Source organism: Candidatus Baltobacteraceae bacterium (assembly GCA_036488875.1).
Taxonomy (GTDB): domain Bacteria; phylum Vulcanimicrobiota; class Vulcanimicrobiia; order Vulcanimicrobiales; family Vulcanimicrobiaceae; genus JAFAHZ01.
Genome location: DASXGW010000002.1, coordinates 154,125 through 172,887 on the forward strand (window position 1 = coordinate 154,125; position 18,763 = coordinate 172,887).

19 protein-coding genes are annotated in these 18,763 nt (G+C 64.0%); 5 read left to right on the plus strand and 14 right to left on the minus strand.

All coding sequences use genetic code 11. From position 1 onward, the window contains the following. Window positions 1-1,557 carry a BTAD domain-containing putative transcriptional regulator gene (locus tag VGG89_03315; GenBank protein HEY1975557.1) on the minus strand — a complete coding sequence of 519 codons (1,557 nt, stop codon included), beginning with the start codon at window positions 1,555-1,557 and terminating at the stop codon, window positions 1-3. Between the two features lie 121 nt (window positions 1,558-1,678). Between VGG89_03315 and VGG89_03320 the strand changes: the two genes are divergently transcribed. Next, complete coding sequence (locus tag VGG89_03320; GenBank protein HEY1975558.1) at window positions 1,679-2,698, plus strand: tyrosine-type recombinase/integrase; 1,020 nt, start codon at window positions 1,679-1,681, stop codon at window positions 2,696-2,698. Between the two features lie 110 nt (window positions 2,699-2,808). Then, window positions 2,809-4,998 (plus strand): EAL domain-containing protein, encoded by a 2,190-nt coding sequence (locus tag VGG89_03325; GenBank protein ID HEY1975559.1) that lies wholly within the window; start codon window positions 2,809-2,811, stop codon window positions 4,996-4,998. Here the strand turns inward: VGG89_03325 and VGG89_03330 are convergent. Next, the gene (locus tag VGG89_03330; protein ID HEY1975560.1) at window positions 4,995-5,819 is read right to left on the minus strand and encodes an endo alpha-1,4 polygalactosaminidase; all 825 of its coding nucleotides are present in this window, start codon (window positions 5,817-5,819) and stop codon (window positions 4,995-4,997) included. The two genes, VGG89_03325 and VGG89_03330, sit on opposite strands and share 4 nt — an antisense overlap. A gap of 17 nt (window positions 5,820-5,836) precedes the next feature. Here VGG89_03330 and VGG89_03335 point away from each other — a divergent pair, with 17 nt between their 5' ends. After that, window positions 5,837-6,550: a DUF4097 family beta strand repeat-containing protein gene (locus VGG89_03335; GenBank protein ID HEY1975561.1), complete on the plus strand. Its 714-nt coding sequence runs from the start codon at window positions 5,837-5,839 to the stop codon at window positions 6,548-6,550. On the opposite strand, the gene VGG89_03340 is transcribed toward VGG89_03335, so the two are convergent. From VGG89_03340 to gmk, 10 genes are all read right to left on the minus strand, one after another. Beyond that, on the minus strand, window positions 6,527-7,474 hold the full coding sequence (locus tag VGG89_03340; protein HEY1975562.1) for a 2-dehydropantoate 2-reductase: 948 nt from the start codon (window positions 7,472-7,474) through the stop codon (window positions 6,527-6,529). The two genes, VGG89_03335 and VGG89_03340, sit on opposite strands and share 24 nt — an antisense overlap. A gap of 1 nt (window position 7,475) precedes the next feature. Beyond that, window positions 7,476-9,008, minus strand: coding sequence for an MlaD family protein (locus tag VGG89_03345; GenBank protein HEY1975563.1), 1,533 nt, complete (start codon window positions 9,006-9,008; stop codon window positions 7,476-7,478). Between the two features lie 100 nt (window positions 9,009-9,108). Further along, on the minus strand, window positions 9,109-9,879 hold the full coding sequence (locus VGG89_03350) for an ATP-binding cassette domain-containing protein (GenBank protein ID HEY1975564.1): 771 nt from the start codon (window positions 9,877-9,879) through the stop codon (window positions 9,109-9,111). Continuing rightward, entirely contained in the window at window positions 9,876-10,652 is a 777-nt protein-coding gene (locus VGG89_03355) for an ABC transporter permease (GenBank protein HEY1975565.1), read from the minus strand. Before VGG89_03355 ends, VGG89_03350 begins: the two co-directional genes overlap by 4 nt. Further along, the gene (locus tag VGG89_03360) at window positions 10,649-10,996 is read right to left on the minus strand and encodes a hypothetical protein (protein ID HEY1975566.1); all 348 of its coding nucleotides are present in this window, start codon (window positions 10,994-10,996) and stop codon (window positions 10,649-10,651) included. The genes VGG89_03355 and VGG89_03360 overlap by 4 nt, the downstream gene beginning before the upstream one ends. Further along, entirely contained in the window at window positions 10,986-11,726 is a 741-nt protein-coding gene (gene rph / locus VGG89_03365) for a ribonuclease PH (GenBank protein HEY1975567.1), read from the minus strand. Before rph ends, VGG89_03360 begins: the two co-directional genes overlap by 11 nt. Further along, the gene (locus tag VGG89_03370; GenBank protein ID HEY1975568.1) at window positions 11,723-11,902 is read right to left on the minus strand and encodes a hypothetical protein; all 180 of its coding nucleotides are present in this window, start codon (window positions 11,900-11,902) and stop codon (window positions 11,723-11,725) included. Before VGG89_03370 ends, rph begins: the two co-directional genes overlap by 4 nt. A gap of 15 nt (window positions 11,903-11,917) precedes the next feature. Next, window positions 11,918-13,759 carry a glutamine--fructose-6-phosphate transaminase (isomerizing) gene (glmS, locus tag VGG89_03375; protein HEY1975569.1) on the minus strand — a complete coding sequence of 614 codons (1,842 nt, stop codon included), beginning with the start codon at window positions 13,757-13,759 and terminating at the stop codon, window positions 11,918-11,920. A gap of 19 nt (window positions 13,760-13,778) precedes the next feature. Next, window positions 13,779-14,051: a DNA-directed RNA polymerase subunit omega gene (gene rpoZ, locus VGG89_03380; protein ID HEY1975570.1), complete on the minus strand. Its 273-nt coding sequence runs from the start codon at window positions 14,049-14,051 to the stop codon at window positions 13,779-13,781. Then, window positions 14,048-14,668 carry a guanylate kinase gene (gmk, locus tag VGG89_03385; GenBank protein ID HEY1975571.1) on the minus strand — a complete coding sequence of 207 codons (621 nt, stop codon included), beginning with the start codon at window positions 14,666-14,668 and terminating at the stop codon, window positions 14,048-14,050. Before gmk ends, rpoZ begins: the two co-directional genes overlap by 4 nt. Before the next feature lie 40 nt (window positions 14,669-14,708). On the opposite strand from gmk, the gene VGG89_03390 reads away from it, so the two are divergent. Then, window positions 14,709-16,211 carry a long-chain fatty acid--CoA ligase gene (locus VGG89_03390; GenBank protein HEY1975572.1) on the plus strand — a complete coding sequence of 501 codons (1,503 nt, stop codon included), beginning with the start codon at window positions 14,709-14,711 and terminating at the stop codon, window positions 16,209-16,211. On the opposite strand, the gene VGG89_03395 is transcribed toward VGG89_03390, so the two are convergent. Beyond that, window positions 16,208-16,636 carry a hypothetical protein gene (locus VGG89_03395; protein HEY1975573.1) on the minus strand — a complete coding sequence of 143 codons (429 nt, stop codon included), beginning with the start codon at window positions 16,634-16,636 and terminating at the stop codon, window positions 16,208-16,210. The two genes, VGG89_03390 and VGG89_03395, sit on opposite strands and share 4 nt — an antisense overlap. A 54-nt stretch (window positions 16,637-16,690) precedes the next feature. On the opposite strand from VGG89_03395, the gene VGG89_03400 reads away from it, so the two are divergent. Continuing rightward, window positions 16,691-18,094, plus strand: coding sequence for an NFACT RNA binding domain-containing protein (locus tag VGG89_03400; GenBank protein ID HEY1975574.1), 1,404 nt, complete (start codon window positions 16,691-16,693; stop codon window positions 18,092-18,094). On the opposite strand, the gene VGG89_03405 is transcribed toward VGG89_03400, so the two are convergent. Next, the gene (locus VGG89_03405; protein ID HEY1975575.1) at window positions 18,051-18,659 is read right to left on the minus strand and encodes a Fe-Mn family superoxide dismutase; all 609 of its coding nucleotides are present in this window, start codon (window positions 18,657-18,659) and stop codon (window positions 18,051-18,053) included. The genes VGG89_03400 and VGG89_03405 overlap by 44 nt on opposite strands. Between the last annotated feature and the right edge of the window lie 104 nt (window positions 18,660-18,763).

An 18,763-nucleotide genomic window follows, 5' to 3' on the forward strand; every position in this document is an offset into this window, starting at 1 on the left:
TTACGCCGGACGCTGAGGTTCCTTGAGCTGCGTGAGCAGGCGCGCGAGCTGCGGTTGATCGGGATTGATGACTTTCGCGCGATACGCGTACTCGGCCGCGTGCTTAATGTCTCCCGCCTCGTAGGCGGATTCAGCCAGCCGCTCCAGCACGACGGCGAAGCGATTTTCGAGCGCAGTCGTCTGCGAGGCAAACCACGGTTCGGGCGGATCGTCCTCGAGCAGGCGCCCGGCGTAGATCTTTTCGGCCGCTTCGTAGTGGTTCGCGGCATCGGCGAGATCGCCACGTTCGTACGACGAGTCGCCGGCCATCGAGTACGCGGTAAAGCGGCCGACGTCGGTAACGACGTTGGAGAGATCGACGACGACGGCATTATCGGCAGCACGGAAATAGCGCTCGACGCGCGCGTAGCCGACCGCGCCCGCGAGCGCCTTACGGATGTTGCTGCACGCGGTGCGCACGCTTTGCATCGCGAGCTGGCGATTCGTTCCGGGCCAAAAGAGCGTTGCGAGCTCCTGACGCGTCGCCGTCGCGCCGGGCCGCAGCAGAAGATACTTGACGATTTGCTGGTCGCGGCGGCGCACCCACTCGACGTTGCGGCCCGCGATGGCGACGCTGAAGCGTCCCAGCATCCGCACGACCATCGGCACCGACGTATCGACGCCCTTCGTCGGGACGGCCCGCGCCTGTTGCACGGCTCGCAGCGGACGTACGCCGCTCCCGTCGTTAATCACGAACAGCCCTTGGGCTTCGAGGCGGCGTAGGGCGTCGGGATCGTTGATCCCGATGCCGTTGATGAGGCTCATGACGAGTGCGCGGTCGCGATCGTCGGCCCGCTGCGCGTCGGCGGTCACGAAGTCGAGAAAGACCTCGCCGTAGGCATTGCGCCAGTGGTCGTAGGCGTCGTGCAATGAGCGCTCGTCCTCGACCGCGGCGCGGATGGCACCGCTGACGACGATCGCCCAACCGTCGCTCTCTTCGAGTAGGCGCGCGACGTCGGCATGGCTCGACGAGACGCCGCAGGCGTCGGCAAAGAAGCCGACCTCGTTACGATCGAAGGCGAGGCGGCGGGCGTCGCACAGCGCGCCCGTCCCCTGGGCCACCCACTTGCTGGCCTGGACGACGTCGCGCGAACGGGAGCCATAGATCAGCGACACGCCTTCGGGGACGTTCTCAACCAGCTTGAGGAGCATTTCGATGGTCTCGGGGGCGCCGCTACCGACGTCGTCGATTACGAAATCGAACGGCTTGGCCGCGGCGATCTGGCGGAGCGCCACCAGCAGCTCGATGTACGTCGTGGGCGGCTTGCGTAAACCGAGGCCGGCGCCGGCGGCGGCAAAGAATGTCTCCGGCGTCGCGTTGGGATCGAGCGCGCAGTACGCGCCCGGCTTTTCGCTGTTTTCGAGATATTGCAACAGCAAGGTGGTTTTGCCCATGCCCGCGGGCGCGACGATCATGCGCAGCGGCAATCCGTCCTGCGTCGAGATCCAGCGCTCTAAACGGGCGCGGCGCAGCGTCTTCGGAGCCAGCCGAGCTGAAGCGGGGGCGAGTAGCATCATCGCGTCCTTTCATGGCCGCGCGGTCCGGCGCCCTGCGGGGGCAAGTAAAGGAATCATTCGCTCTTCTGGCTAATTAGCACAAACAAACATTTGCGCTACTATAACCCGGATTGGAGAAGGCGTGAAAAAGCGTGGAAATTCGAGTAAACGCAGTGCCGAAACGGGCAAAACCGATGGCCGCTTCCGCGACTCCACGCCCATCGATCCAACCGTCGCGGACTTCGCGGTGCACGTCGCCATGGAACTGCGGCGCGCCCCGCGGACGGTTCACGAGTACTCGCGCGACGTCGAGATTTTCGGCGCATTCCTGAGCGGACGCGACGCCGCCGACGAGGACGGCGAGCCGTTTCGCGGACCGTTCGGCAGCGTCTTTGCGAAGGCCGACGCATCCTCGCTGCGGCGGTTTATCATCGAGCTGACCCGCCAGCGGTACAGCGCCGCCGGCATCCGCCGCAAGTTGGCCGTCCTGCGGGGCTTTTTCGGGTTCCTCAAACGCGAGGGCAAACGCGGCGACAACCCGGCCTTGGAGATCGCGAACATCAAGCTACCGCAGCGCCTTCCTAAGGCGCTCGACGTCTCGGAAGTCCTGCGGCTGATCGCGACGCGCCCGCCAGCCGGCGAGCCCGAGGAGCGCTGGCGTCGCGACGTGGCGATTCTCGAGCTGCTCTACGCCAGCGGCATCCGGCGCGCCGAGCTCGTGAGCATCAACGTCGCGGACGTGAGCTTCGAGGATCGGACGATCCGCGTCATCGGCAAGGGCAACAAAGAGCGGATCGTCTTTTTCAACGAGGCGACGGAACGGGCGCTCCAGGCGTACCTTGCGGTGCGTCCCCGATGTGCCGACGGCGCGCTCTTCGTCAGCCGCCAGAACCGGCGTCTGAGCTACCAGCAAGCCGGCAAGGTCTTCGCGACCTACGTGAAGCTGAGCGGCCTGGAAGGCAAGATCACGCCGCACACGATGCGCCATTCGGTGGCGACGCATCTGCATAAGGACGGCGTCGATCTGATGACGATCAAGGACTTTCTGGGGCACGAAAGCATCCAGACCACGCAGATCTACGCCAAAATGACGCTCGAACACGTCCGTAAGGCGTACCGGGAGCACCATCCGCGCGACCGCGCCGGGAAAGACCGTTCGTAGTCCTTCACGAAGGGGCACTCGTGGGCTCCGAAGTGCAATCTGCGCACCCGAATCGGCCGCCCTGGTTTTGGCTGCCGGTCCTCGGTCTCGTAGCGTTGTTGGTGTCGTTTATGATTGCCAACAATGCGCGTTCGCGCGTCTCGCAAAACGATCGAGAGTTTCGCTCGGCTCAGGAAGTGCGTTTGCACGAAATCGAAACGCACATCGACGACTACTTCGGCAAAGCCATCCAACTCGTCGAAACGGGCGCCCAGACCCTAGGGCCCGTCGTCGACGATTCGGCGCGAGTGCGACAACTCGTCCAGGAGCTCTTCCGCTCGCGCAGCACTCACCAGATTTACGGCGTCGGTGCCTATTACGCGCCCGGCGCTTTTTCAACGGCGAATCCCGACGGTCTGTTTTCGATCTACTATTCGGCGGCGCGCAACGGCAACACCGTCGAGCATCTGCACGACCCCAACGTCGTTCCGCCCTATACGTCGTACGACTGGTACCGTCGCGCGGTGAGAACGCCCAGCGGGCCGCGTTTTTCGGGGCCCTATTGGGAGGGCGGGCGCGACTACATCAGCACCGTACAAGCGCTGCGGCGCGACGGGAAGGTCGTCGGCGTGATGGCGGTCGATGCGCTAACGCAGACCTTCCGCCAAGAGAACATGGCCAGTCTGCTCGGTCCGGGCGACATCGCGTGGATCGAGAGCAGCGAAGGCCACGACAAGGTACTGGTGACGACGGCACCCCTTCCGACCGATGGCGATTGGATCGGGAACACCATCCTGCTGCACTACACGCACGCCCACATTCACATTTGGAGCAATGCCGCAACCCTGCGGGCCGCCAACGAACGAATCATTACCGGAAGCTTCATCCTCGCCTTGGCGATCTGGTTTTTCGCCGGCATCCTGGGCGCGTCGCTGATGCAAATCTGGCGCTCGCGCCAGCGCGCCTTCGCACTCGAACAAGAACGCACGCGCTTGGAAAACGAAATCGCCGTCGGCAAGCGAGTCGAGTCGGAGTTGCGCAAGGCGGCCTTTACCGACGAGCTCAGCGGTCTCCCGAATCGCGCGGCGTTCATGGAAAGTACGTCGGAGGCGATCGCACGGGCGAAGAGCGGCGTGCGTTACGCCGTTTTCTTCATCGACCTCGACCGTTTCAACATGATCAACGAGACGCTCGGGCACCCGTTCGGCGACGAGCTGCTCAAGAGCATCGCCGCACGTCTGCACGACCAGCTCGCTCCACGCGGATCGGTTTCGCGCCTCGGCGGCGATGAGTTCCTCGTCCTCGCGCCGGTCGACGATTCCGAACTCGGCGCGTACGCACAGCGCATGCTGGAGATCGTGCACGAACCGATGCTGCTCGGAGGACGGCTGCTCTACAGCGGCGCCTCGATCGGCGTCGTGGCGGTCGACCCGCAGTATCAGCGTCCCGAGGAGCTCCTGCGCGACGCCGACATTGCCATGTACGAAGCCAAGAGCCGAGGTCGCGGCTGTTACGCCGTCTTCGATACCGCGATGCGGACGCGCGTTGCGGCGGAGTCGGATCTCGAGAACGATTTGCGCCGGGCGATCGAGCGCCACGAGTTCGTTCCCTACTACCAGCCGATCTTTAACGTGCGCACCGATGCCGTCAGCGGATTCGAGGCGTTGGCTCGCTGGCGACGGCCCGGAAGCGGCGTGGTGGGGGCGGCCGAGTTCATCGGCTACGCCGAGCGCCGCGGCTTAGTCGACGCGATCGACACGGCGCTGATGGAAGACGTCTGTCGCGACGGCGCGGCGATCTTCGAAGCATTCCCCGACGCAACCGTCTCCGTCAACGTTTCGGCCGTACACCTCACGGTGCCCGACTTCGCCGCGAGTATCGATTCGGCGCTGCACGCATATTCGATGCGGCCCGAACAGCTCAAGCTCGAAATCACCGAAACCGCCATCATGCGCAATCCCGATCAAGCGCGCGCGACGTTACGGTTATTGCAAGGCAACGGCGTGAAAATCGTGCTCGACGATTTCGGCGCCGGTCACTCGTCGCTGGCGTATTTGCACCGCTTGCCGATCGAAGGCGTCAAAATTGACCAATCCTTTATCATGCCGCTGGCGACGGATCAAAACGCCGTGGCGATCGTGCGCAGCATCGTCGCACTTGCTAAAACGCTCGATCTTTATACCGTCGCCGAAGGCGTCGAAACGGCCGAGCATCTCGAGATCGTGCGCCAGATCGGCGTCGATCACGCGCAGGGCTTCTTCTTCTCAGCGGCGGTGCCGCTAGGTTCTGTGGTATCGAGCGCGGCCCGCACGACGGCCTAGCGCGCGCAGGTCACGATCCAGGCGTTTAAGTTGAGGTGCTTGAGGATGGCCGTCTCGCGATAGCGCGCGTCGGATGGGCACGTCTTGCTCGAGAACCGGCGTCGCGTGAGATTATACTCAACGTCAACGACGAGCGCATTGCGATCGGTGTACCGCGCGAACTGCCGGCACCATCCTTGGGCGAAGCACTGCTCGACGACGGCGAAGTCGAAGACTTTGGACAGGTCGGCCACTTGGTTGTTGTCGCCCTTTTCGTCGACCGTCAGGCCAAGCGCGTGCGCTTGGTTTGCGACCCACGTGTCGTACGCAAGCTGCTGGGCGTAGGTGAGATGGAATCCCGTCTTGTTGACGTAGCCGTCCAGATTGTCGGGATCCATGCCGTCGAACCCTTTGCGCTTGCAGAGTTGGAAGCGTTTGGTCATGATCGGCTCGAGCGCCGTCGTATCGGCGATATTCAGCCAGCGCTCGCCCGGCCATCCGCCGTCAGGCTTTCCGAGATCAGCTCTCGGAAACTGCGACGCGTCGGGGCGCCATCGCTCCCAGGTGCCCACGTCGACGTAACAGACGGCGCGGCGACCTCGCGCGTGAATCGTCGCGACGTCGTGCGCCGTCGTGTCTTGGTAGTCAACGTCGTAGATCTCGGCCGGTACGGTGAGATCGAGCTTTCCGCCGTACTGTATTTGATACGTCGAGTCGGCGGCTGGAATCCACCGCGTGCTTCGCGCTGCGTCGGGGGCCGGCAAGGGCGTTGGAGCGGCCGGCGCCGAGCACCCGGCGAGCAGGCCGGCGAGCAGAAACGCGGCGGGGATGCGAGCGGTCATCGTGAACCATTCGCGCCGTGAGACGTTTGGCTCTCCTCCTTCTTCTTCTGGCGCCGGCGTGTTCGAATGCGACGCCGTACTCCACGACGGTGGGCGTTCTGCGTCCGGGTGCGACGATGACGATTCGGGTGGCAGACGCGACGTTGGCGGCCTATCAGCCGGCCACGGGCCAACCTCGCGACCGGTTCACGGTCTCAGCCACCGCGCGGGGGAACTCGCCGCCGGCTGCACCCAAGATACGGCCCGCGGGTAAAGGGATCGTCATCGACGCTCCGCAGCCGCTGCAATCGCTGCTCGTGCGCGTTCCGGACAGCGTCGCCTTGATCGTGGACAGCCGCCACGGCGACGTTAGCGTCACCGACGTCAAGGGCAGCGCGCGCATCGTTGCGGCGGAAGGCAGCGTGCGCGTCTTCATGCGCGACGGTTACGCGCAGGCCGCGACGCAACACGGAAACGTGTCGGTTGCAATGGGCGCGACGACGTGGCCCGGTACGCTCGCGTTCTCGGCGGTCAATGGCGACGTCGAAGTCTCCGTCGAGGAAACGTCCGCGTTTCACGTACACTTGCACACCGATAGCGGAACGCTATTTACGGACTTTAACCTGCGCGGAACGTCGAACGGCTCGTCGGAGACGATCGACGGTGCCGTCAACGGCGGCGGAGCTCAGCGTATCGACGTCGAGGTGACGCGCGGCTCGATTCGACTGTTACGCCTGCACGCCCAAGCGTGACTGCGCGAGCAACGCTTCCCGGGCTTTGATTAGGCGCACCATCGCGTCGTTGTAGGGCGTCGGCGTTCCGGTGCGCCGGCCGAACGCGACCACGGCGCCGTTGATGTGATCGATCTCGCTGGGATGTCCCGATTCGAGATCGTAAGCCATCGAGCTTTTGGCGTCGGCTCCGAGCGCGATGACCTCAGTAACGTATTGCCACGGGCTGACGAACGGCAAGTGAATCTTCAGCGCGGCGGCGACGTTGGCCACTTCTTCGGCTAGGGCTTCGGCGAGCTGCGCGGCGTTGGGGTCGCGCGGAATCGCGCCGGCGTCGCAATCGAGCAGCGCCGAGAGTGCGTTGATCGCGGCGTTGGCAACGAGCTTACCCCACAAATGCGGACGGATGTCGTACACGACCGACGCCCGCAATCCGCTGCGGGTGAGCAAATCGGAGACCGATCGCGCGGTCGTGCGAGCCGCCGACGTCGAACCGATGATGGTGTTGCCGTCGCCGGAACTGCGCACGCGACCCGGCGCGGTCGTGAGCGACGATTCGGTGGTGATTCCGAGGATGACCGGCACGGCGCCGCCGAGCGCGGTTTTGATCGCGTCTTCATTGCCGACGCCGTTTTGGAGAGAAACGATCGGCGTGACTGGGTTGAGCTCGCCTGCGAACGGGCGCAGCGCCCGCAGGGTATCGACGGCTTTGACGAAGAGAAAGAGCACGTGCGAGTTGTAGAGCTCGCGCGGGTGAGCGGCCACCGAGACCCGTCGCGGCAGCCCGTCGTTGACCGCGAGGCCGTCGCGGCCGATCGCTTCGCCCAGCGTGCGATTGCTGTCGAGAATCGTGACGTCGCAGCTGCCGGCGAGATGGTAGCCGAAGAGCGTTCCCATCGCACCCGCTCCGATGATTCCGATGCGCGGCCGGGCCTCTTCAATCACGTCAGAACTGGTATTGCAGGCCGGCCGTGTTACGGCGTGAGGCGTGCGTCATATCGCGCTGCCCGAAAAAGATCTCCGTACCCGGCGCGATCCGGAAGTTACCGTAGAGGTCGATCATCGGGTAGGTAAGATCGTACACGCGCGTTTCGAGCCCGAACCCGCGACTGGACGTGTAGCGCAGCAGCGCTCCCATTTGCGAATAGAGAACGCCTCCGCCGATCTGGAAGTTCCCTTTGGACTGCTGCAGGACCGCATTCCACGTCGTGTTGTTGCCGATCGAGTTGGCCCCGAACATCAAACTCGTCGGTGCGTGCGGCAGCACGACGACGTTGAGATCGCCGAGCGGGCCTTGGCTGTGCGTCATCACGGGATTGAGTCCGGGGTTTTGCTGCGGCGCCAGGCCGCTCAAACGCAGCTGGAGACTGAAGATGTTGTGCACGAGACCGCCGAGCTTGCCCGAAAGCTTGGCGCGCAGGGCGGGCGACATTCCCGGGTGCGCCGGCTGCGGCGGCGTGCCGTTCCCGCTCGGCAACGGATATGGCGTTGCGCCGGGGATCAACTGCGGCGCCGGCGTCGCACCTTCGTCGACGCCGTAGACGTTGCTGGTTCCGCCGAGCTCGCCCAGGAGCGAGTTGGCCTTCTGCAGCGTTGCGTCGAGGTTCGCAACCGTGTTGCGCATCTGCGCTTGCGTCTGCGGATCGCCCGTTACCGAGCGCAAGTCGTGCGTGAGCAGCGCGAGGTTCTGCGTCGTATCGGCAACGCTCCGCGTCGTCGCCAAGAGATTACTTTTCAGGCGAGGATCCGTCGCAAGACCCTGCAGCGCCGTCATCGACTTGTTGAGCGATGCCGCGGTCGCATCGAGGCGGTCGAGCATTTCGGTCAACTTCGGCGTGCTGTCGGTGGCGGCGCCGTTGAGCGTGCTCGAGAGTTCTTCGATGTTCGTGCTGGCGGCGACGAACTTGGCCATGAGCATCTGCACCGACGCGTTCGCGGTCGTCGTCAAATCGTTGGCGTGGTCCAAGGTCGACTGCAGGGTATTGAGCAGGCGCGGCGTGCGTTGTTCCAGCTCGCTCATCACCTGATCGAACTTCCGCATCTCGCCCTGACCGGCTTGCAAGAGATCCTGGACGCTCGCCGCGTTGCTTCCTACCGGCTGCTGATCGACCGGAAGCACTTGTCGCGCCAGCAGTTCCGTCGTCCGGCCCTTCGGCGGAACGATGATGAGGGCCGGCGAGCCGGCCAGCGGCGACTGAATCAAGAAGCGCGACTTGGCCGGGATGTCGATATCGTTGCGCACCGCCAGAATGACGTCGACGGTGTTATCGGGCAACAGCGAGATCGAGTCGACCGACCCGACGGTGACGCCGCTGAAGTAGACCAGCGCACCGGGCGTCAGCCCGGATGCCGACTCGAAGTGCACGCCGACGCGGTAGCCGGTGTGCCTCGTTCCGAAATCGGTGATCACGTAGAAGATTCCAAATAGCAGCAACAGTGCTACGATCGCGAAAGCGCCTACTTGTGCCTGGCGGGTCATCTTGTTCGCTATTACTCCTCGGTCTGTGGGGACCCTCGGTCTGCGTGCCCCTCGTGTCCTGGGAACCGCTCCGAATCGCGCCTCCGGCCGGAGCGCCTTTTCAAATCGGGATCGGCCCCTTTTCAGAGCCGGTTAGGAACTGCTGGACGATCGGATTGTTGCTGTTTTTGATGTTTTCGGCGGTGTCGTAGGCGATGATGGCCCCCTCGAAGAGCATCGCGACGTAGTCCGCCATCATAAAAATCGAATGTAGGTCGTGCGAAATGACCACCGCGGTGCCGTTGAGTTTCTTGCGCAGCTGAATGATCGTGTCGGTGATGAGGTGCGTCACGATCGGATCGAGACCGGTCGTCGGCTCGTCGTACAGGATGAGTTCGGGATGGGTGACGATGGCGCGAGCGAAGCCTGCCCGCTTGAGCATGCCGCCCGAAAGCTCGCTGGGAAAGAGATCGTACGTATTCTCGAGTCCGACGCTTTCGAGCGCGTCCATGACTTGTTTGCGAATCTCGGCCTCGCTGTCGCGGGTGTGCTCGCGCAGCGGCAGTGCGACGTTGTCACCGACCGTCAAGCTGTCCAGCAGTGCCGCGAACTGGAAGCTGAGGCTGATGCGCTGCCGAATTTCGATCAGTTGATCTTCACCCAACGCGACGATGTCGCGGTCGCCGACGTACACGTGCCCTTCGTTGGGCTTGAGCAATCCGTCGATAAGGCGAAGGATCGTCGATTTGCCGGCGCCGGAAAGTCCGACGATGCACGTGATCGCGCCTTCGACGACGTCGAGGCTGCAGTTACGCAGCACCACCTTGTCGCCGAACGAGAGCGAGGTGTCGTGGAGCCGTGCGATCAGCTTCTTGCCGTTGCGCTCGTTCACTGGCCGCCGAAGAGCAGAAACGAGAGGACGAAGTTGGAGACGAAGATCAAGATGATGGAGACGACGACCGCCGACGTCGTGGAGATGCCCACACCGGCAGCGCCGCCGCGCGTCGATAAACCTTGATACGCGCCGACCATGGCGATGATGATCGCAAAAGCCACGGATTTAATGAGGCCCCTCACGACGTCGCCGAACTCAATGGCCTGCCGGGCCGACGAGATAAACGAATCGTAGGAGATATGCGCGTACGTTGCCGCGATCCACATGCCGCCGAGGATCGATACCACGTCGGCGAAGACCGTCAGCAGCGGCAACATCACCAAGAGCGCCACGAGGCGCGGCACCACGAGAAACCGCGAGGGTTCGAGCGCCATCGAGCGCAAGGCTTCGATCTGCTCGGTAACCACCATGGAACCGAGTTCGGCCGCGATGGCGGCTCCGGCGCGGCCTGCAACGACCACCGCGGTGAGCATTGGGCCGAGCTCGCGAACGGTGCCGTACGCCACGGCGCCGCCGACGAGGTTGGCAAATCCGAAGGACACCGCTTGTTGCGCCGACTCCAGCGAGATCACCATGCCGGTGAAGAGCGACGTGAGCACGACGATGATCCACGACTGAACGCCGAGGAGGTAACATTGCGCCAGCGTTTCGGCCGCCCGAACGCGCAAGCGCGCGACGAAGCCGGCCGATTCGAACGTCAGCAGCGTCAGGCCGCCGGCGTATTCGAAGAAGTCCGTCGTCGCCCGGCCGACCTTGTCGAGCATCCTCATGAGGAGGGCGTATTCTCCTCGATGGCCGCAAGGTCGTGCAAGATCGCTTCCGTCGCCTCGATGCGCTTCACGGCAACGCCGCGCTCGGCGGTGAGATTGAAGTGCACCTGGTTGATCTCTTCGAGGCGCCGATCGACGTCTCGCAAGCCCCGGCGCGCCTCTTTGGAGAAGCCTTCGAAATAGCGGCGAACCGCATCGAGATAGGCGCGACGCGCGGCGTCGTCGTCCGTTCCCGCCTCGAGCTGACGCTCGATCTCGGTCTGCGCCCGTTTCATCGCGCGGTCGGTGATGTGGAACGCACCGACTCGCATCGCGAGGCCGGCGAAGTTCCCCTTATCCGGCATGCAGCGGAGCGGCCGTGCCAAGCGCGGCGGCCTGCGCGTCGAACAGACGGCGGATCCCGCTTTCGGCCAGGGCCAGCATCGCGTCGAGCTCGGCGCGATCGAACGGCGTCGCTTCGGCGGTGCCTTGCAGTTCGACGAACCGGCCCGCATCGGTCATGAAAACGTTCATGTCGACGTGCGCCTGGCTATCCTCGTCGTAGGCGAGGTCGAGCAGCACGCGGCCGTTGACGATGCCGGCGCTGGTTGCCGCAATCATGCCGGTCAGGGGCCAGCGCCCACGGTCGGCGGGATCGTACATCTTGCGCAGCGCCATGGCCAGCGCGACGTAGGCACCGGTAACCGCGGCGGTGCGCGTCCCGCCGTCGGCCTGGAGAACGTCGCAGTCGATCCAAAGCGTACGCTCGCCCAACTTTGCCATATCCGTAACCGCGCGCAGCGCGCGTCCGATGATGCGTTGGATTTCATGCGTCCGTCCGCCGACGCGGCCTTTGGTGGCCTCCCGCTGCGTGCGCTCTTGGGTCGCGCGCGGAAGCATAGCGTACTCGGCCGTCACCCAACCGACTCCGCGGCCCTTCATCCACTGCGGTACGCGGTCTTCCAGCGTGGCGGCGCAGAGGACGCGCGTGTTGCCCACGCTGATGAGCGCGCTGCCTTCGGCGTACTTCAAAAACCCCGGCTCGATGGACACCGGGCGCAACTCGTCGAGTTGCCGGCCGTCGCTGCGCGTCATTCCGAGCGCGACGATTCGTCTTCGGTCAAACGATCGATGATGTGCCGCGCGAACCACGCCGGGCGGTCGGGGGCGGCATGCCCGACTCGATGTTGATAGACGGCGTGCGCCTGTTCGGCTTCGCGCAGCATATCGGCAAGGCGCTCGACGGGGTGTTCTCCCAGTTCGACCTGCATGGCGATGTCCTCGATTTATTCTACGGTAACGGTCTTGGCGAGGTTTCGCGGTTGGTCGACGTCTTTGCCTTCGATGTCGGCGATGTGATAGGCGAGGAGCTGCAAGGGGATGACGTTGACGATCGGCGAGAGCAGTTCGTCGACTTTGGGCACCCAGAACACGTGATCGGCCACTGCCCGGGCGTCCTTGTCGCCGTGATTGGCCACGACGATCACCGGCGCCTCACGAGCCTTCGACTCCATGAGGTTGGAAAGCATCTTCTCGCGCACGCGGTCTTCGGTCATGATGCCAATAACCGGCACGGTAGAATCGAGCAGCGCGATCGGGCCGTGCTTCATCTCGCCGGCCGGATAGCCTTCAGCGTGGATGTACGAAATTTCCTTGAGTTTGAGCGCGCCCTCGAGCGCGGTCGGGAAGTTCACGTAGCGGCCTAGGAAGAGCACGCTGCGCGCTTTGCGCACTTCGCGCGCGACCTTGCGGATCTCGTCGGAGGTGTTGAGCACGACGTCGACCGCAGCGGGCAGCAGCTTCGTTCCGTCGGCGATTTCGTTGAGCCGCCGCGCGTCGCACGTCCCGCGCAGCTGCGCGAGGTAGATGGCGAGCAAGGTCATGGCGGTGACTTGAGAGACGTAGGTTTTGGTGGCGGCCACCCCGATCTCCGGACCGCCGCGCGTAAAGAGCGTGCCGTCGGCTAGGCGCGATAAGTGCGAACCGAGCACGTTGCAAACGCCGAGCACTAAGCTGCCGGACTGTTTTGCGATGCGGACGGCCTCAATAGTGTCGGCGGTTTCGCCCGATTGCGACATGGCGACGACTAGCGCGCTCGGATCGATGACGGGATCGCTGTAGCGAAACTCGCTGGCCAGCTCCATCTCGACCGGCAGGCGCACGAGCGAGCGCAGCAAGTACATGCCGACCAGCCCTGCGTGGTACGCGGTGCCGCACCCCGTGATCGCGATCTTGTTGATGACGCGCAGCTGTTTGGCGGTGATTGCGCCGATCTCGCGACCCAGGTGCACGACGCCTTCGTCGTCGATGCGCCCGGCGAGGGTCTCTTTGATGACGTTGGGCTGCTCGAAGATCTCCTTGAGCATGAAGTGCTTGAAACCGCTCTTTTCGGCGGATCCCGCATCCCACATGATCTGCACGGCGTCGCGCTCGATCTTTTTTCCCTGGTAATCGGTTAGCGAATACCCGTCACGCCCGACGACTGCGATCTCACCCTCCTGAAGGATGATCTCTTTGCGTGTGTACGGCAGAATCGCCGGCGTATCGGAGGCGACGTACATCTCGCCGTCACCGATGCCGATCACGAGCGGGCTAGCACCGTTGCGCGCAAAGACGAGATGATCGGGGTCGTCGCTCGAGATCACGCCTAGCGCATAGGCGCCGCGCACTTCGTGCAGCGTCTTGCGCACGGCTTCCTCGAGATTGCCGTCGTAGTGCACCTCGATGAGGTGCGCGAGCACTTCGGTGTCGGTTTCACTGCGGAACGTGTGGCCGAGCTCGATGAGCCGCGCCCGCAAGGATGAGTAATTTTCGATGATACCGTTGTGAACGACCGCGATCTTTTCGCCGCAGTCCATGTGCGGATGCGCGTTCGCGTCGGAAGGGCGGCCGTGCGTCGCCCAGCGCGTGTGGCCCACGCCCACGATGCCCGATATGCGCTCGCCGTTGTTCAGCCGCTCGGCCAAACGCGAAAGCTTGCCTTCGGCCTTAGAACCGGTGAGCGCGCCGGCCGAGTCGATCACGGCGATGCCGGCGCTGTCGTAGCCGCGATACTCCAGCCGCCCGAGGGCGTCGAGGATGATCGGAACGCTGTCCTTCTGTCCGATGTAACCGACTATGCCGCACATACGCTAAGGTAGGGACCTCCTACTTAATACCTTCCCTCGTCCGGTGGTAGGCAATCTTGCCTTCGGCGATCTCGTCGAGCGCGATCGATACCGGCTTGTTCGGATTGATGGCTTCCTTATCGACCAGCGGCTCGCTTGCGAAATACTCGCGGCGGTCCGTTGGGGGAAGCTGCTGCACCCGAATCCAGTTGTTCAACTGCCGGGCACGCTTGGTGACGATGTTGACGAGGCTAAACTTGGAGTCGGCATGTTTGAGAAGCGCGTCCAGGTCGCCGAAAACGGATTTACTCATGGTTTCCTTATACTCTCAATCGATTCTTCGCTATACCTGTGTATTCGGAAGCGTTCCGCCTGCAAGATCGCTTGCAGATCGGCTACCGCTTCTTCTCGCTTATCCTCGGCGTTGACCACGATGTAGTCGAAGCTGGGGATGGCGTTGAACTCCTCTTGCGCGGTTTCGAGCCGCTCCAAGATTTGTTCGTTGGTTTCGGTTCTGCGCGCCAGCAGGCGTTCGCGCAGCCGAGAAAAGTGATCCGGCACCAGAAAGATCAGCACCGCGTCGGGATACGCCGATTTGACTGCCAGCGCGCCGTTGACTTCCGGCTTGAGGATCAGGTCGTAGCCTTCACCGACGGTACGCTCGATGTAATCACGCGGCGTCCCGTAAAGGTTGCCGTTGTACTCGCGCCACTCCAGCAGTTGGCCGGCCGCTAAGCGGCGTTCGAACTCTTCGCGCGAAAGAAAGAAGTAGTGTTTGCCGTCCTCTTCCCCTTGACGCGGAGGCCGCGTGGTGGCGGAGATCGAGTACCGTAGTCTCGGCAGGCGCGCTAGCAGCGCGTCCACCAGCGTGTCCTTGCCGGCCCCCGAGGGCCCCGACACGACGAAAACCAGACCGGGCCCGGTGATCACCGGGGCCCCTCTTTCCGAAGGAAGGGCCGGTTAACCTGGTATGTCGCTCTCACTAGCTGCCATTTTGGCCGAAGCCGCCCGGCGCCATGCCGCCCGCACGGCCATCGTCTTCGAGGACGAGCGCATCCCTTACCGCGACCTCTGGGAGCAGGCTCGGCGCTACGCGGCCGCGTTGGCGGCGCAAGGGGTGGGCCCGGACGACCGGGTCGCCATCTTGATGCCGAACGTGCCGGACTTTCCCCGCGCGTACTTTGCGATTCTCGCGCTCGGCGCGGTCGTCGTGCCGGTCCACGGCCTGTTGACGGCCGATGAGGTGGCCTACGTGCTGCGCGATTCGCAGGCCAAGGCGCTCATCTGCGCCGGTCCGCTGCTGACGGTCGGGGCGACTGCCTGCGCAGCGACCGGGACCCCGTGCTTGACCCCAGACCGGTTGGCCGCCCAGATCGAGCCGTTGGCGGCGTACGTTTCGCGCGCTGCCGACGACGCGGCCGTCGTTCTCTATACGAGCGGAACGACGGGTGCTCCCAAAGGCGCGATTCTCACGCACGGCAACATCATGTGGAACGTGCACGTCACCGCGCACGATCTCATGCACGCCGTTTACGACGACGTGTTTCTGGGCGCGCTTCCACTGTTTCACTGCTTCGGTCAAGTCGTCGTCATGAACGTTGGGTTGCTCGTCGGCGCCTGCGTCGTGCTCGTCGCTCGTTTCGACGGCGACCGCGCGCTCGAGCTGATGGAAAGCGAGCGCGTCACGATTTGGGCCGGCGTTCCCACGATGCACATCGCGTTGATTGCCGCCGCCGAACGGCATCCGCGCAAACTCGCGCTTCGTTTGGTGAAGTCGGGCGGCGCACCGCTTCCGGTTGCGGTGCTCGAGCGATTCGAGTCGATCTTTGGGGTTCCGATCTTCGAGGGGTACGGACTTACCGAAACGTCGCCGGTCGCATCGTTCAACCAATCCTGCTTCGGCCGCAAAGCCGGTTCGGTGGGATGCGCCGTCTGGGGCGTCGACATCGCGGTTGCGGCCGCCGAGATCGACGACCGCATCGAGCTGCTGGGCGACGGCGAGCTTGGCGAAATCGTCATACGCGGGCACAACGTCTTCAAAGGCTACTTGAACAACCCCGAGGCTACCGCGGCGGCCATCGTCGACGGATGGTTTCGCACCGGCGATCTCGGCACGCGCGACGCAGACGGCTTCATCACCATCGTCGATCGCAAGAAAGACTTGATCATTCGCGGGGGGTTCAACGTGTATCCGCGCGAGATCGAGGAGGTGCTCATGCGCCATCCCGCTATCGCGCAAGTCGCGGTGATCGGAGTCCCGCACGAAACGCACGGCGAGGAAGTCGTCGCGGTGGTCGTGGCGCGCGGCGAGGATTTTGACGGCGAGGCCATCGTCGCGTGGTCGCAGCAGCACCTCGGTAAACACAAATATCCGCGCCGGGTCGAACGCATCGAAGCGCTGCCGCTAGGCCCGAGCGGAAAGGTGCTCAAGCGCGAGTTGCGGCTGCAGTTTTCGGCGGCGGGAGTTCGCTAAGCCGGCGCGACGCAGAGCGCGCGCTGCATCGCCGCGACGGCGGCGGGCGCGTCGAGCGCCGTTGCGGGCCGATCGTATCGAACGGTAATTGCGTAGCCGTTGACGACGGCAAACGCGTCTTGCACGGTTCTACCGCCGCCCGCGAACGTCGCGATGGCCGCTATGCCCGGGCATGGCGCGAACACATCGCTTTTGACGAACTTCGTTTTATGCAGGGCGTTGTTGACGATCTCACGCTGAGCTAACTCTTGCAAGGTGCCCGCGAAGCGCTCCTTACCGTATGCGTACGTTTGCCGCCCTGCCGCCGTGCCGTTTACCCACTTGCCCGTCGTGCCCGCAAGCGGCTGCCACCCGGCCGGGGAGGGCGTCGCGCCGCTGCAAGCCGCGAGCGCGGCGACCACGCAAACTATCGTAAGCCGTCTCACCAAGGCGGTTTTTTCCAGGAACGACGCAATTCCCGGTCATAGTGCTGCTCGAGCATGACGACCGACTGGGTAATGATCCGGCGAGCGGCCCAGGAACTCGACGAGCGGCTGCGCGGTGCGCGCCTGCTCGATGCCGGGCTATTGCCCGACGGCCGCATCGCGTTGTCGCTCCGCGCGCGCGGCGGCGCCATTACGCTCGTCGCGGATCTGTTCGGGACGCCTCCGCTGGTCACGCTCGAGGATGCCGATTTGCCGATCGCAGTCGAGCCCGGTTTTGTCCGCAAGCTCGCGACCACGCTGCGCGGGATGACCGTGACGGCCGTCCGGTCCCGCCAAGGGGATCGCGTCATGCGCCTGGAGTTCGGGACGCGCTCGCGCTTCGGCGTGGGCGATGCGGCGGAGCTCGTTCTCGAGCTCGTGCCGCGTTTCGGAAACGCCGTGCTGACCAAACGCGGCGTGATCGTCGCGGCCGCCAAGGAGTTCACCCTCGCGGAGAACCCGGTGCGGGCGATTCTCGCAGGGCAACCATACGTTGCGCCGCCGCCACGCGCGAGTGCGCCGCCGGCACCCGAGACCGGTGCCGGCGACGAATCCGTGCTCGAGACGTTTGCGCGGATGCGCGCGCAGCGGTCGGAAGAGCGAGACCACCGCGGTGCGCAACGGCGGCGTCAATCGCTGACGCGTCGCTTGGAGGCACGCGAGCATAAGTTACGTTCGGAACTGGCAGCGCTCGCGGCAAAGCGCCGCGAGGCCGAATCGCGCGGCGAACTTCGCGACGAAGGCGAACGCATCTTCGCTTCGCTGCACGAGCTCGACGAGAGCGAGCGCGCCGACGCGAAGGAACGCGCCGCCAAACTGTTCGCGCGGTACAAGAAGCTGCACGCATCGCTCGCGCACGTGGAGGTGCGCGAAGCCGCGTTGGCGCGGTCGCTCGAGGCCATCGACGTGCTGCGCTGGGAAGCCGAACGGGCCGCCGACGAAGATCTCGACGACGTCGAGCGCGCCGCCGGGGAACTGGAGCCGCGCCGAGCGCAAACGCGCGAGCCTCAGACCGTCAAACGGCGCAAACGAAAACCGCTGGAGTTTCGTACCGCGGCGGGATCGCGTATCGTGGTCGGGCGCTCGCCGGTCGAAAACGCCGACGTGACGTTTCGGATGGCGCGGCCTGAGGATCTGTGGTTTCACGCGCAGGGCATCCCCGGCGCGCACGTCGTGTTGGCGCGCGACGATCGCTCGACGCCGCCCGGCGAAGATATCGACGTCGCGGCGGCGCTCGCTGCGTTTCATTCAAAGGCGCGTGCGAGCGCGAAAGTCCCGGTCGATTACACGCAGCGCAAATACGTGCGCAAACAGCAGAACGCACCGCCCGGATTGGTCTGGTACACCCATCCCAAGACCATCCTGGCGGAGCCGATTACGGAAGACGCCCTTCGCAGCCTTTCCAGTCGACGTTCGTAAGGAACGCCTCGATATATTTCGCCTTCTCGGCCGGTTTGTAGTCTTTGATGAAGGCGTGTTCCCAAATATCCATCACGACGATCGGTACGAAGCCGGCGATGTGGCCGTTCTGGTGGTCGTCGATCCAGTAGTTGCGAATCGTGCGGTTATCGACGTCGTAGTAGGCGATAGCCCACCCGATGCCGCGCATGCCGCCGACGGCAGCAAAGTCGTTCTTCCACTGTTCGAAACTTCCGAATGCCTCACCGAGGGTGTCGTACAAGCGGCCGGATTTCATTTCGCCCGGCTTCGCCGTCATGTTGTCGAAGTAGAGTTCGTGAAGGCGGACGCCGTTCTGTTCGAATCCCAGCCGTCGTACGAGCTCCGCGTATTGGGGATTCGGGCCTTTGGCTTCGCCCTTTTCGCGCAGTTCGGCAAGGCGCTCGAAGAGCAGATTCGTGTTCTTGACGTAGCCTTCGTACAGGCCGAAGTGCATCTCCAAGGTCGCGTCGGAGATGCCTTGCAGCCCTCGGAGTGCGTCCCACTTCTTCGCAGCAATCGGTTTCTGGGCAAGAGAGACTTGCATGAGTTTTTGAGTTCCTCCATCTTTCGGCTACCCCCGGGGTAGCGGCCTCAAACGCTACGCAACACGGCTGAAGGGTCCTGCATCCGCTTGGCACAACAGCAGGC